We start from the raw sequence: 13,582 nt of genomic DNA on the forward strand, positions 1-13,582 counted from the left end.
TACTTACTCTTCACTGCTGCTGTCGGCGGCGGGAGTGAGCACCAGGCGGCGGCGCTCCGCTTGTGCCGGGGCGACCAGTTGCACCGTTTCCCCGTCGCGCCAGGCTGCGGCCAGGTCGTCAAAGTGCCGCGAGAAGGGGTTGCCGCTCTGCCCCGGCAACAAGGAAAAGCGCGAGGCCTCGAGATCGGCGAGATCGAACACCGCCCGCAAGCCGGGGCCGTGGACCTGCCGGAAACGGCTGGCGGGATCACGGCTCGGGCTGGCACGATTGACGGTGTAGTCGTCGCCGCCGGTGGCAAGTTCCAATGCCAGAAGATCGCCCAGCAAGGGGATACGACCCAGGAGGAAGTGGGCGATGCGGACCTGATGGGGATCGCCCCAGCGCAGGGCGCGCAGTTCCTCGCCGTTGGTGACCTCCAGCCCGTCGAGCGCCTGCTGCAGCGTCTGTTCCAGCAGGGCCGAGCAGTCCGTGGCACGTGCCTGGCACCAGCTGCCGTCGTCGCGTTCCAGGATACCTTTCACGGCGCGCGGTTCCAGCCGCCGCAGTTCGCCATAGAGCGGACCGAGCTTGGGCGCGAAGAGGGCCTCGTGCAGGACATCGAGCCAGGCCCAGAGGATCAGGGGCTCCGGGCGACTCCAGTTCATGGTGCCGTCCCACGCGCCGAGCATGGCCCGGGCTTCAGCGCTCAGCGTATCGTCTGCTTCACCCGCCAGCAGGATGGGCAGCAGGTCGCGCGCCATAAGGGACACTTCGTCCATCTGCAAGGCGGCCATTGCTTCGGCATCGGCGTTCTCTGCTTCTTCCAGAACGGACTCTATCCGCTGCGCCCGATAGGGTTCCGGCCAGCGGGTGCCGAGCAGGTAGGGGTAGTCCGGCTCCACCGGCCGATTGTTGGCGTTGACCAGTCGCCCGCCCGGCGGATCGACGGTCTGTGGCAGGTCGGCGCGCGGGATGAAGCCGGTCCAGATCGCCTCGCGCTCGCTGCCCTCGACCGGAAGGGACCCATCGTAGCCGTCACGGATCGGGACGAGCGCCGGCGCAGAGAAGGCGATCTGTCCTTCGGTGGTGGCGAAGAAGATGTTCTGTTGCGGCGCGACGAAGCGGGCTGAGGCGGCTTCAAAGTCGGCCGGGGTGCGGGCCTGGTTCAGGCGCACGAGGCCATCAGCGGAGGTATCCTCCTCCTGTAGTGCGGGCCAGGCGAGGGTCAGGGCGACGTCGCGGCCCAGCACGTCGGCTTCGCCTTGGGAGACCACCGGGCCGAAACGGCCCTTGCGGAAGGTGACGACCTCGGTGTCGCTGCCGCGAACGGCAATCTCCTCCTCCCAGGTGTCGAAGGTCCTGGGGCCGTCCGGGGTCTGGTAGTGATTTGGGTCGCCCTCGACCAGGCGTTCGATCACCAGGTCCTGAGTATCGCTGTGGGTGGTGGTGAAGCCCCAGGCCGCGTGTCCGTTGTGCCCGATGACCACGCCCGGCACGCCGGGGGCGGTGGCGCCGGCCCAAACCCCCTCGGGCGTCTCCAGGCGCGCCAGATACCAGGTGCCGGGGGCGCTCAAACCAAGGTGTGGATCATTCGCCAGCAGGGGTGCGCCCGACTGCGTGTGCTCGCCCGAAAGCGCCCAAGCATTACTGGCGCCGCGGCGCGCCTGCCAGGCCTGCGGCAAGGCTTCGAGCAGGCTGGGTGGTGCGGCGGCGAGGCGCATGGCTTCGGTGAAGGTTGCGGGGGCGTCGGCCGGCTGTTCGGGGAAAAGCTCGGTCATCTCCTGCGCGCTCAGTCGGGTGGCCAGGCGGGCGTTCTGCAGTTCTTCGCGCCAGTTGCCGGAGAGCTGCAGTGCCATGAGCTTGCCCCAGAGCACCGAATGCCAGGGCTCCCAGGGCTCGGGCTTGCCAGCGAGCAGGAACTCGGGGGGCAGGGGGCCTGAGTGGCTGTCCAGGAAGCCGTTGACCCCAGCCGCATAGCTTTCAAGCACCGCAAGCGTCTCGGGCTCGAGGTGCTCTATGGCAGCCTGAGACAGCCGCGCGAATTCGAGCTGCCGGAAGAGCCGGTCGCCGCGCATCCCCATACGGCCCACCACCTCGGCGATGCGGCCGGTGCCCAGGCGGCGCATCAACTCCATCTGGGCCAGGCGGTCTTGAGCGTGGGCATAGCCCAACCCGTAGATCGCATCCGCATGGCTTTCGGCCCGGATGGTCACCAGCCCCTGAGCGTCGCGCAGGATTTCCACATCGCCCACGGGGCTTGCGACCTGCACCTCGCCCTCGGTCTGGGGCAGGGAGCCGCGCAGCCAAAACAGCGTGCCGGCCAACACCAGGAGGCAGATCACCAGGAGCCCGCCCAGACCCAGGGCACTCCACTTCAGCAGGCGCAGAAAGATCATCAGGGCTTCCGGCGAGAGGGATCGGCCAGCAGTCGATGCCGGCAACGGGTATCGCCGCCATGATACAGCAGCCGGGATCCGGTTTCATGCAGAAGCGGCGCCGGTCGCCCGGACGTGGACCTTATGCGCCGCCAACCAGCAGGGACTGAAGGATTTCCCGCACCGCTTCGGGCAGCGGTGTGGAGCGTCCGGACTCCGAGTCGATGTGCACCGTCACCACCTCCGCTGTCGCCGCACAGCGTTCGCCCTGAAAGATGGCCTGGGTCAGTTCGTAGGAGCTGCGGCCCACCCGGGTGACGGCGGTGCCCACCTCCACCTTGCCCGGGTAGTGCAGCGTTGCGTGATAGCTCGCCGAGAACTTGACCAGGGCAAAGCCGGTCAGCACGCCGCTGGGCAGGGCGGTCATGTGGCGCTGACGCAGGTCGACCCGCCCGTCCTCGAAGAACTGGTTTATGGCGCCGTTGTTGACGTGGTTGTTGGGGTCGATGTCCGCATAGCGGATCGTGACCTCGGTCCAGTCCCGGTAGAGGGTGCGATCGGTAGGGTCGAATGCCTTGCCGCTCATGTGGTGCTGCCGGCCCCTCAGGTCATGTTGATGATGGCGGTCTTCTTGTGGGTGAAGTGCTCGAGCATGGCTTCGAGGGATGCCTCCTTGCCCAGCCCGGACTGCTTGATGCCGCCGTAGGAGAGGTTTGGCTGCACCACCAGGTTCTGGTTCACCTGTACGAAGCCGGCCTCCAGGCGGCGCACGCCTTCCATGGCGGTCTTGAGATCGCGCGTCCAGATCGTCGCAGCCAGGCCATACTCGCTGTCATTCGCCTTGTCGATCACCTCGTCCAGGGTCGAGAAGCGTTGGATGGCAGTCACAGGCCCGAAGATCTCTTCGCTGATGACGCGGCTGTCTTCGGGCAGGTCGGTGAAGATCACCGGCCGGACGAAGTAGCCCTTGGCCAGTTTGCCGTCGCCCGGCAGGGAGGAGCCTTCGTGTGCCGTGCCGCCGTCGGCCTTGCCTTGCGTGATGTAGCCCAGCACGCGCTCGTACTGCTGCTCGCTGACGATGGTGCCGATATCCGTCTTCTCGTCCAGCGGATCGCCCATCACCATGGCGTCCACCTTGGCCTTCAGGGCCTCGATGAAGGCGTCGTGCAGGCTCTCATGGACATAGATCCGGCTGGCCGCCGTGCAGGACTGACCCTGCCGGGTGAAGCGCACGCCGGAGACGGCCCCGGCGACGGCGCGCTCCAGGTCGGCATCGCCCATGACGATCATCGGCGACTTGCCGCCGAGCTCCAGCGTGACCGGCATCAGCTTTTCGGCCGCGCCGCGATAGATAATCTTGCCGGTCTCAACCGAACCGGTGAAGGTCACCTTGCCGACGTCGGGATGCTCGACCAGCGGCGCGCCGCACTCCGGGCCGAAACCGGAGAGGATGTTAAACACACCCGGCGGCAGCACCTCGTTCATGATCTCGCAGACGCGCAGCACCGCGAAGGGTGCTTCTTCGGCCGACTTCACCACGACCGTGTTGCCGGCCACCATGGCCGGCGCGATCTTGAAGGCCATGAGCATCATCGGGACGTTCCAGGGGATGATCGCCCCGACCACACCGATGGGCTCGCGCAGGGTCACGGTCAGCATGTCCGGATTGAAAGGCACGCTCTCGCCCTTCAACTCGGAGGCCAGGCCGCCATAGAAGGTGAAGGCGTCGGCCACCACGCTCGCCTCGACCCGGCTTTCGGTGCGCAGCGCTTTGCCGGTTTCCAGGGCCACGAGACGTGCCAGCTCCTCCTTGTGCGCCTCGATGCGCCGGCCACATTCCGTCACCAGCTTGCCGCGCTCGCGCGCGGGCAGGGCGGCCCAGGCCTTCTGGGCCTTCTTCGCTGCCGCCACCGCGGCATCGACGTCCGCCTTCTCGCCGAAGGCAGCCTTTCCGATGACCTCCAGCGTGGCCGGATAGATCACGTCGAAGGTCTTGCCGGACTGCGACGGGACAAAAGCGCCGTCGATCAGATGTTTGCCGGACAGATCTTGTGCCAGCTCGAAAGGATCCTGTTCAGCCATGGCTCGTATCTCCCTGTCACACCGCCCAATCAGGCGGTGAAGCTGTCTTTGTAGGTTTCGCGCAACTGCGCCTTTTGCACCTTGCCCATGGTGTTACGCGGCAGTTCGTCGACGAAGAACACCCGCTTGGGTACCTTGAAGCTGGCGAGGGCTTCCTTTGTGGCCTCGATGATGGCGTTCTCGTCGGTGGAATCGAGCGCGCTGCGCTTGACCACCGCAGTCACGGCCTCGCCGAAATCCGGATGTGCCAGGCCGATGACCGCGCTCTCCACCACGCCGGGCAGCGCGTCGATCACCAGCTCGATCTCTTTGGGATAGACATTATAGCCGCCGGAGATGATCAGATCCTTTGCGCGGCCGACGATGTGCACGTAGCCCTCGGCGTCGATCTTGGAGATGTCGCCGGTGATGAAGAAGCCATCCGCGCGGAACTCTTCAGCCGTTTTCTCGGGCATACGCCAGTAGCCTTTGAAAATGTTGGGACCTTTGGCTTCCAGCACGCCAATCTCATCGCGGCCGAGAATTTTGCCGCTGTCGTCGGCGACACGCACCTCGACCTCGGGCAGGGGAAAACCGACCGTGCCGGCGCGGCGCTCGCCCTCATAGGGGTTGGAGGTGATCATGCCGGCCTCGGTCATGCCATAGCGCTCCAGGATGCGCTGGCCGGTGCGCTCCTCGAAGCTGGTGAAGGTCTCCTCAAGCAGGGGCGCCGAGCCCGAGATGAACAGCCGCATGTGCGCGGCAAGTTCACGGGTGAAACCCGCGTGCTGCAACAGGCGGACGTAGAAGGTTGGAACCCCCATCATCAGCGTCGCCTTGGGTAGCAGGCGCACCACCTCGTCCGCGTCGAAGCGCGGCAGGAAGATCATGGAGCTGCCGTTGGCCAGGGTGGTGTTGGTGGCGACGAAAAGCCCATGCACGTGGAAAATCGGCAAGGCGTGCAGCAGCACGTCTCCCTCGCGGAAGCCCCAGATGTCGTGCAGGGCGAAGGCGTTGGAGGAGAGGTTGCGGTGCGTCAGCATCGCGCCCTTGGATCGCCCGGTGGTGCCGGAGGTGTAGAGAATGGCGGCGAGATCGTCATCGCTGCGCGGCTCGACCTCGGGGTCGGGCGCAAGCGCCATGGCCGCTTCGGTCAAGCTGCCGCCGCCGTCGGAATCGAGGGTGTGAACATGGGCTACGCCGGCGGCCTGTGCGATCTCTCGAATCTCCGCCAGGCTTTCGGGGCGGCAGACTACGAGCGCCGGCTCCGCATCCTTCAGGAAGTAGGAGACCTCTGCCTTCTTATAGGCAGTATTGAGCGGCAGGTAGACCGCGCCCGCCTGGATGCAGCCGAGGTAGAAATAAAGCGCGTTCGGCGACTTTTCGGTCTGGACGGCGACCCGGTCGCCCGGCTTGACGTCCAGCTGGCGCAGAAGTGCGGCATAACGCCCCGCCATGGCTTCCAGATGGGCGTAAGCGTGCTGCTGGCCGTCGGCCAACTCCAGGACCGGAGCGCTGCGATCGGCGGGAAAACGATCCGAAAGAAGGGCATAGAGGTTGCGGTTCATGCTCAAGGGTCCCCAGAACGCGTCTGTTTGCTTTTTTGGTCAGGCCGCCGGATCGGCGAGGCTTCATATCAGTCAGTAAGGAATATGTCACTTTACCTGCATTGCACGTGCCAGCGCGGGCAGGCTATCACCTCTCAGGCGGCGAAAGCGCGCCGCAATCCGGATGTGGGATTGGCATGAGCGAACAGGAGTCTCCTTCACTTTTCGATCGCGCGCTGTCGAATCTTTCGGCCAGTTGGCGCGAGATTTCCGTTTCGGCGGCACGCACGGTCGGTTTTTCGGTCTCCGACGAAGCCGTTGCCGACGCGGGGCGCCTGCAAACGCAGATGCGCGAATGCCTGGAGGCCCGCGGCGGCGAGGTTTCGGCGCGCGTGCGCGCTGCTTCACTTGGCCGAGCCTATCTGCAGCTCGATACGCCGGGCCGGGCGCTGTTCCTGGAGATTTTGGCCCGTGATTTCGCCGTCGAGGAGGCGGCAGTCGCAGAGGCAATTGCCGACTATCAAGCGCAGGAGGACGAGCAGGGTCGCATCGCCGCCGGCTTGCGGTTGCGTGAGGTGTTGGAGCCACCGCGGGTGCGTTTGCTGCGCCAGTTCAATAGCTTGCCCGAGGGCGTGAAGTTTCTGGTAGACATGCGCGCAGACCTGCTGCCCCTGTTGGACCGCAGTCCTCACCTTAGAGCGCTCGATCAGGATCTGCAGGACTTGCTGACCTCTTGGTTCGATACCGGCTTTATCGATCTCAGGCGCATAACCTGGGACTCCAGCGCCGCGCTGCTGGAGAAGCTTATTGCCTATGAGGCGGTGCATGAGATCCGCTCCTGGGACGACCTACGCAATCGGCTGGACTCCGACCGGCGCTGCTATGCTCTGTTCCACCCGCGCATGCCCAACGAGCCCCTGGCCTTCGTCGAGGTGGCGCTGGTGGAGGGCATTGCCGGAAACGTTCAGGATCTGTTGGACGAAAAGGCACCCGCGGCCGATCCGGCCAAAGCTGATAGCGCGATCTTCTATTCCATCTCGAACACGCAACGCGGCCTGCGCGGCATCACCTTCGGCGACTTCCTCATCAAGATGGTGGTGCGCGAACTCAGTCAGGACCTGCCAAGGATCAAGACCTTCGCTACGCTTTCCCCGGTGCCGGGCCTGCGTGTCTGGCTGGAAGGGGTGGACGGTGAGAGCTTAGACCGTTTCCTGGGCAACGATGAGCGATCCACCATCCGGAAGTTGGGGCAGTCCGAAGATACGGCGGAAGCCCTGAAGAACCTGCTTGCCCGCGAGAACTGGCACCGCCACGCAAAGGTGGCCGAAAGCCTCAAGGACCCGCTGCTGCGCTTGGCTGCCCGCTACTTCATGGAAAAGCGCGGCAACGGGCAGCCAATTGATCCCGTGGCGCGCTTCCATCTGCGCAACGGGGCTCGCCTGGAGCGGATCAACTGGCTGGGCGACACCTCGGCCAAGGGATTGAGGCAATCGGCGGGCATCATGGTCAACTACCGCTATTTGCTCGACGACATCGAGAAGAACCACGAGGCCTACATGGCCAAGGGCACGGTCGCTGTGAGTTCGGATGTGCGCAGCCTCATGCGCCGGGTGCGCGACAGTGGTGGCGGCACACTCCGGCGCTTGGGGCTTGGCTGAGTAAGATCTCAGGGCGTGGCTTCGACCTGCGCTTTCATGCTGACCGGGTCGAAGGGCAACGAGAAGTGATCGTGGATGATGCGCCAGCCTGCCGGCGTCCGGCGGGCGGTCAGTGACATGCGCACCCAGCCGGATTGCGGATTTCCTTCGGCATCGGCGCCGACACAGTTTGCGAGGCAGTGCGCCATCAGGAGGTCACCGCTGGCCTGCACGCTGAGAGCATGCGGCTCGAAGGACATGTTGCTGCACATCTCCATGCAAGTCTTCCAATGCGCCAGGTAGGCCTCCCGGCCGGAAATTTGTAACGGACCGATCGCGTCGAAAGCCACGACGGCCTCATCGTAGTGGGCGGCGATGGCATCCAAGTCTGAGCTGTTGATGGCCTGGAGGCAGTCTGCAACGAAACGCTCGGCGTCGCTTTGGAGGTCGAGATTGGTGACGGTTGTATCCATGATGTTTGGCCCTGTTGGTGGATGGCTAATCAAGTTGATATCAACGTATAGAATCCCGGTCAAGAGGGCTCGCGTCGGCAATGGCCATCTGCTAACCGATGGAGCCAGGCGCACAGAAGGAGGAAGCGTGCAGCCATGCAGCAGTCGGCAAAACTCCGCCATTTTCGAGGCTTGTCTCTCAGTGGTTTTCACCGCGTCGCCTATCGGGAATGGGGGGCGGCGGACGCCAAGCGGACGCTGATTTGCGTCCATGGGCTGACCCGAAACGGCCGCGACTTCGATGAACTGGCTGCCGCTGCGGCCGCACGGGGGTGGCGCGTGGTCTGTCCCGATGTGGTGGGCCGCGGTGACAGCGAGCCGCTGGCCGACCCAAGCGGCTATGCCTTCCCGCAGTATCTGCAGGACATGAATGCCCTGCTCGCGCGCCTCGACGTGGAGGAAGTGGACTGGGTGGGGACCTCCATGGGGGGCCTCATCGGCATGTTTCTCGCGGCGATTCCGGGCACGCCGCTGCGCCGCCTGATGATGAACGACATCGGCCCCTTCCTGCCCGCTGAGGCCCTGTCACGGCTTTCGCAGCAAGTCGGGGAGCAGCCGTCCTGGCCTGACTACAAGTCGGCCTATGCCGACCTTCGGGCCGCCTACGTCGGTTTCGGTCCGCTCACCGAGGCGCAGTGGCAGCGGCTGGTGGAAAGATCCCTCACAGCCGAGGGGAAGGGGTGGCGCCGCAACTACGATCCGGCTATCGGCAAGGCCTTTGCCGGTAGCCTGGAGGGTGATGTGGACCTCTGGCCCTTCTGGGATCAGTTGCGCCTGCCCGTTCTGGTCTATCGTGGCGCCCAGTCGGAGTTGCTCACCCCGGAGACCGCCCGGGAGATGAGCGAACGCGGGCCGCGGGCGCAGGTGGTGGAGATTGCCGGAAGCGGCCACGCTCCGGCGCTGATGAGCGACCAGCAGATCAGCCCGATTCTGGACTGGCTGAGTAGCAACTAGTGCATTGGAAGGAAATTCTTCGCTTCTGGTTTCCAGAGGGACGCGCTTTAGAAATCGACATTGATGCCCACCGCACTCACTGGTTCTGGCGGATGCAGGGTGGCGCAGACAACGAAATCCGTGCCCGATTTTCCGGAATCACAGCCCAAGCTGCCACAGGCGCACTCGACCATTGGGCAGACGATCCAGAAGGAAGGCTCGCGCTGATTATCGTGCTCGACCAGTTCTCAAGATCATTGTGGCGAGACACCCCTCTGGCCTTTAAGCAAGACCCGGCGGCCTTGGCACTTGCGATCAAAGGTCTTTCCAACGGCCATTACGCTGCTCTCGCGACGCCCTGGTTCAAGATCGTCTATAGTCAGCCTCTCGGCCACTGCGAAGGGCCGGATCATCTCGAACGTCTCGATCTGCTCATCAGGCTGCGCGAGGGGATTGTTTCCGAAGCACCTGATCACCTGGAGCCAGTCTACCAGTCCTTGGTGACACAAGCCCATGAAGTGCGGAGGGTCATCGCTACCTTTAACCGGCATCCTCACCGCAACAGCGTTCTTGGCCGCCAATCGACGCCGGAGGAGCAGGCTTACATCGCGGAAGCCAGTTTCCCGCACTTGAAGGCGTTTCGTGGCGATAACCTGATGTAGCGAAGCGACAAAGTGCCTGTAGTGTTGATTCGCTTCGCGATTCGCTCCGGTCTAGCCTTGCGGAAGGGTGGCGCCTGCATGTGAGTGCGGCTTGCTAAAGACGCCCATAAAGGCCTTGATTCTTGGCGAATTCTTGCGGTCACGCAGGTAGGCAATGCGAAAATCCATGCACAGCCAATCCTCTTCAATCCGCAAGGCGCGGACGTCCGGATGGGGCACGGTTTCGAAATCCGGAAGCACGCCGATGCCCAGTCCGTTCTCCACCGCCTTGCGTACGCCGTCTGGCGAGGTGATCTCCAGGACGGAACGGGTTGCGATGCCCGCATCCTCCAGCGCCTTCTCCAGGATACGCCGGGAGGTCGAGCCTCTTTCCCGGAGCACAAGCGGCTGATCCGCCAGGTCGGCCAGTCTGACCGACTCGCGTTCGAACCACTCGTGACTGCGATGGACGCTGACCAGAAGGGGGTGCGAGCAGTACTTGCAGCTGACGACGGCCGGATCGCGCACCTCGTGAGCCAGAATGGCGACATCCGCAGTCATGTCCAGCAGGCGGCTCAGGGTTTCCTGCGCTGTGCCCAGGTGGATGCTCATGGCCACATCCGGGTAGCTGCGCTTGAAGGTGCCCAGCATGCGGGTGGCGTGAAAGGCGCCGATGGAGGCCAGGCTCAGTTCGCCATGCCGGAAGCGGCCTTGGTTGGTGAGAAGTTCTTCGGCTTCGGTGTAGAGGCTCATCATGCGCTGCGTGATCTCGAACAGCGACTGACCTGCCTCTGTCAGTTCGATTCTGCGGCCGCGCCTTTGCAGGAGTTCAACCTGGAAACGCTCTTCCAGTTCACGGATCTGGGTGGTGACCGTCGGCTGGCCGATGCCAAGCGCCCGTCCGGCAGCGGTGAAGCCGCGATGGACCGCAACAGCCTGAAACGTGCGCAAATGTACAAAATACGTCGACATTATGAATTGATAAGGCTCTACAATTGATACTGTCAATGATGGTTCGCTGTTCGCGCCACGAGCCCACAGCGGTCGCTTTGGCCCCCTCAGCGGAAAAATCAGACGCAAGGGTATAAGGCGGCACGAGGGGGCATCAGTCTCGAAAGAGCTTTCTCCTAACCTGGATGCCAGCCTGATCGGTGGCGCTTTAAGCACGCCGGGGCTCAGGTGGCAATGCCGGTCCGCAATAGGTGTGCATCGGCGGCAGGGCCACTGGACCGCAATTTGCCATGCCGCAGTGAAGCGGCTGGGTTCAGGGAGGATAGACAGTATGAAGAAACAACTCATCGGTACGGTCGCGACCATCGCCATGTTGGCGCCGGGTCTTGCGATGGCCGAAGACGGGGTCATCAAGATCGGCCTGCTGGCGCCGCAGGAAGGCGTGTTCACCGAAGGCGGGAACGACGGTATTCGCGGCTTCCAGATGGCCTTGAACAACTACGACAGCGAGATCGACGGCAAGACGATCGAATGGGTGCTGGGACCGACCGACGAAACGCCGGACAACGCCGTGCGCCAGGCTCGTCGTCTCATCGAGCAGGAGGAGGTCGACTTCATCATCGGCCCGCTGTCCGGCTCGCAGGGCATCGCGCTGCGCGACTATGCCAAGACCATTCCGAACAAGACCATCATCGACGCGGCCTCCGGCGCCATGGAGACCACCTACGTCGAGCCGGCGGAAAACTACTTCCGCTACAACGCCAATGGCATGCAGTGGGGCTACGGCCTCGGCAGCTACGTCATCGAGGAGAAGGGCTGGACCCGCGTGGCGACCATCGCCGCCGACTACTCCTTCGGCTACACCAACTTCATGGGCTTCGCGGTGGACTTCTGCCAGGCCGGCGGCGAGATCGTCGACCGCTTCTGGCTGCCGCTGGGCAGCGGCGACTTCGCCTCGATCATTGCGGCTCTGCCCTATGACGTGGATGCGATCTACCTCGGTGTCGGCGGCTCGGATGCCATCAACTTCCTCAACCAGTATGAGCAGGCCGGTGGCGACACCAACTTGATCGGCGGCACCATCATGGCCGACCAGACGGTGCTTTCCGCCCGCGGCCGCGCCAAGGAAGCGCTGGTGGGCACCCCGACCTCCGGTCCCATCGCCGATGATTGGGACAACGAGGGCTGGAAGGCCTACGTGGAGAATTATCAGACCACCTTCCCGGAAGGCGAGCGTTTCGCTTCTCCGTCGCTTTTCGCCACCAACTACTACAACGCCACCATGGCGGCGTTGATTGCGCTTGACGAGATCGACGGCGAACTGGACGACGATCACGCGAACTTCCACGCCGCGCTTTCGGCCATCGACATGGAAGCGCCCAACGGGCGGATCACCGTTGACGACAAGCGTCAGGCGATCGCATCGGTCTTCATCACTGAGGTGGTCGAGGGCGATGACGGCAACCTCTACAACACCTTCAAGTCGAGAGTTGAGGATGTCGATCAGATGCTCGGCATGTCCGAGGAAGAGTTCGCTGCTCTGGGCCTGCCGTCCCGCGACACGCCGGACTGTGAGGCGCTGCGCAATCAGTAACCCGCATCTATTGGACCGGCGGTGCAAAGCCGCCGGTCCATTTTTTCTTTCACGTCCTGTCAGAGCGTGAGCCGCCTGCCGGATTGGGCGGGCGGCTGCTTTGAGGAGCCGGCGGACGGGGGCGTTGCGCAAGCCATGTCGCTCATCACCTATGTCACCCGGATCCACTTCGCCGATCATGTGCTGGAGCACGCACTGGAGAGCGAGCTGGAAGCGCTCGGCGCCAAGCGGCCTCTGGTGCTCTGTGACAGGGACGGGGCGCGCGACCTGGTCCTGGGCCGCCTCACGCTTGCCATCCCCCGCAGCGTTCGTGCGCACTACCTCACCCTGACGGAAACCCGTGTCACCCGGGAGGCCTGCGACAAGGCCGCCGAGTTATACCGGGAACAGGCCTGTGACAGTCTGATCGCGTTCGGCAGTGCCACAGCCTGCGACCTGGCCAAGGTGGCAGCCATTCGCATCACACATGAAGGTACGCTCTGCAGCTACCTGGGAAGCGAGGGTGGCATGGCGCGCATCCGCAATGTGCTGCCGCCGCTGCTCGCAATACCGACCGTTGCCGGGGCCGGGGCCGATGTTTCCGGCGTGGCGATGATCGCGATGGAGGAGGGGCCGAACCATGCGGTGATCAGCCCCCACCTGATCCCCCGGGTGGTCATCTGCGATCCCACCTTGACCCTCGATCTTCCCCCGAAGCGGACCGCCAGCACGGGCATGGATGCTCTGACCCATTGCATGGAGACCTTCATCTCCTCGGCTTTCAATCCACCGGCTGACGGCATGGCTCTGGACGGGATGCGCCGTGCCTTCGGAAATCTTGAACGCGCCGTCGCTTACGGCGATGACCTCGAAGCGCGCCGGGAAGTGATGGCCGCCGGGCTCAACGGCGCCTTGGCGCAACAGAAGGGACTTGGCGGGGTGCATGCGATGAGTAACGCGCTTTGCGGGTTGGGGCTGGGCCAGAGTGACCACGGCGCCATCACCGGCGTGCTTCTTCCGCTGGTGCTTGAGTTTAATGCACCCGCTGCCGAGGCACGTTATGAGGATATACGCCGCGAGCTGGCACTCTCCCAGGCGACCGGAGTGGGTCAGGCCATCGTCGGTCTGCGTGAGCGGGTCGGACTGCCTGATTGCCTGTCGGCGTTGGGGGCCGATGCGGCAACCCTTGAGCAGGCGGCCTGCTTTGCCGCGCGTGATCACGCCAATCGCACAAACCCGCGCAAGGCGGACGCGTCCGACTACCTCGCACTGCTGCAGGAGGCGTTGTGACTCCGCGGAGAGCAACGTGATCATGAGTCTCTGGACTCAAGCAAGGCCTGAGATAGACTGCCAAGCAATAAGGAAGCCGTTC

General features: G+C 64.0%; 11 protein-coding genes. 5 read left to right on the top strand and 6 right to left on the bottom strand.

The window, feature by feature from the left end; genetic code table 11:
- Window positions 1-3 precede the first annotated feature (3 nt).
- The 4 genes from P2G67_RS02325 to P2G67_RS02340 all read right to left on the bottom strand — a co-directional run bounded on the left by P2G67_RS02325 (window position 4) and on the right by P2G67_RS02340 (window position 5,984).
- Window positions 4-2,376 carry a penicillin acylase family protein gene (locus P2G67_RS02325; protein ID WP_275819622.1) on the bottom strand — a complete coding sequence of 791 codons (2,373 nt, stop codon included), beginning with the start codon at window positions 2,374-2,376 and terminating at the stop codon, window positions 4-6.
- A gap of 121 nt (window positions 2,377-2,497) precedes the next feature.
- Window positions 2,498-2,941 carry an acyl-CoA thioesterase gene (locus P2G67_RS02330; protein ID WP_275819624.1) on the bottom strand — a complete coding sequence of 148 codons (444 nt, stop codon included), beginning with the start codon at window positions 2,939-2,941 and terminating at the stop codon, window positions 2,498-2,500.
- Between the two features lie 17 nt (window positions 2,942-2,958).
- Window positions 2,959-4,437: an aldehyde dehydrogenase family protein gene (locus P2G67_RS02335; protein ID WP_275819626.1), complete on the bottom strand. Its 1,479-nt coding sequence runs from the start codon at window positions 4,435-4,437 to the stop codon at window positions 2,959-2,961.
- A 29-nt stretch (window positions 4,438-4,466) separates the two neighbouring features.
- A complete protein-coding gene (locus P2G67_RS02340; protein ID WP_275819628.1) occupies window positions 4,467-5,984 on the bottom strand; it encodes a malonate--CoA ligase in 1,518 nt (505 codons plus the stop codon).
- A 176-nt stretch (window positions 5,985-6,160) separates the two neighbouring features.
- Here P2G67_RS02340 and P2G67_RS02345 point away from each other — a divergent pair, with 176 nt between their 5' ends.
- Window positions 6,161-7,621: a malonyl-CoA decarboxylase gene (locus P2G67_RS02345; protein WP_275819630.1), complete on the top strand. Its 1,461-nt coding sequence runs from the start codon at window positions 6,161-6,163 to the stop codon at window positions 7,619-7,621.
- A gap of 8 nt (window positions 7,622-7,629) precedes the next feature.
- Here the strand turns inward: P2G67_RS02345 and P2G67_RS02350 are convergent, their stop codons facing one another.
- Window positions 7,630-8,136: a YybH family protein gene (locus P2G67_RS02350; RefSeq protein WP_275819632.1), complete on the bottom strand. Its 507-nt coding sequence runs from the start codon at window positions 8,134-8,136 to the stop codon at window positions 7,630-7,632.
- A 72-nt stretch (window positions 8,137-8,208) separates the two neighbouring features.
- On the opposite strand from P2G67_RS02350, the gene P2G67_RS02355 reads away from it, so the two are divergent.
- Complete coding sequence (locus P2G67_RS02355; protein WP_275819634.1) at window positions 8,209-9,066, top strand: alpha/beta fold hydrolase; 858 nt, start codon at window positions 8,209-8,211, stop codon at window positions 9,064-9,066.
- Window positions 9,066-9,707: a DUF924 family protein gene (locus P2G67_RS02360; protein ID WP_275819636.1), complete on the top strand. Its 642-nt coding sequence runs from the start codon at window positions 9,066-9,068 to the stop codon at window positions 9,705-9,707. Before P2G67_RS02355 ends, P2G67_RS02360 begins: the two co-directional genes overlap by 1 nt.
- 51 nt (window positions 9,708-9,758) lie before the next feature.
- Here P2G67_RS02360 and P2G67_RS02365 read toward each other — a convergent pair whose 3' ends face one another.
- Entirely contained in the window at window positions 9,759-10,658 is a 900-nt protein-coding gene (locus P2G67_RS02365; protein ID WP_275819638.1) for a LysR family transcriptional regulator, read from the bottom strand.
- Between the two features lie 310 nt (window positions 10,659-10,968).
- On the opposite strand from P2G67_RS02365, the gene P2G67_RS02370 reads away from it, so the two are divergent.
- Both P2G67_RS02370 and P2G67_RS02375 read left to right on the top strand, forming a co-directional pair.
- Window positions 10,969-12,231, top strand: coding sequence for an ABC transporter substrate-binding protein (locus P2G67_RS02370; protein WP_275819640.1), 1,263 nt, complete (start codon window positions 10,969-10,971; stop codon window positions 12,229-12,231).
- A 66-nt stretch (window positions 12,232-12,297) separates the two neighbouring features.
- Entirely contained in the window at window positions 12,298-13,500 is a 1,203-nt protein-coding gene (locus P2G67_RS02375) for an iron-containing alcohol dehydrogenase (protein WP_275819642.1), read from the top strand.
- The last annotated feature ends 82 nt before the right edge of the window (window positions 13,501-13,582 follow it).

The organism is Aquibaculum arenosum (assembly GCF_029222965.1).
GTDB classification, from domain to species: domain Bacteria; phylum Pseudomonadota; class Alphaproteobacteria; order Kiloniellales; family DSM-21159; genus Aquibaculum; species Aquibaculum arenosum.

Excerpts from the sequence above, each read along its gene's own strand:
- P2G67_RS02335 (WP_275819626.1), bottom strand. The coding sequence starts at position 4,437 with ATGGCTGAACAGGATCCTTTCGAGCTGGCACAAGATCTGTCCGGCAAA.
- P2G67_RS02340 (WP_275819628.1), bottom strand. The coding sequence starts at position 5,984 with ATGAACCGCAACCTCTATGCCCTTCTTTCGGATCGTTTTCCCGCCGAT.
- P2G67_RS02370 (WP_275819640.1), top strand. The coding sequence starts at position 10,969 with ATGAAGAAACAACTCATCGGTACGGTCGCGACCATCGCCATGTTGGCG.
- P2G67_RS02365 (WP_275819638.1), bottom strand. The coding sequence starts at position 10,658 with ATGTCGACGTATTTTGTACATTTGCGCACGTTTCAGGCTGTTGCGGTC.
- P2G67_RS02330 (WP_275819624.1), bottom strand. The coding sequence starts at position 2,941 with ATGAGCGGCAAGGCATTCGACCCTACCGATCGCACCCTCTACCGGGAC.
- P2G67_RS02325 (WP_275819622.1), bottom strand. The coding sequence starts at position 2,376 with ATGATCTTTCTGCGCCTGCTGAAGTGGAGTGCCCTGGGTCTGGGCGGG.
- P2G67_RS02345 (WP_275819630.1), top strand. The coding sequence starts at position 6,161 with ATGAGCGAACAGGAGTCTCCTTCACTTTTCGATCGCGCGCTGTCGAAT.
- P2G67_RS02355 (WP_275819634.1), top strand. The coding sequence starts at position 8,209 with ATGCAGCAGTCGGCAAAACTCCGCCATTTTCGAGGCTTGTCTCTCAGT.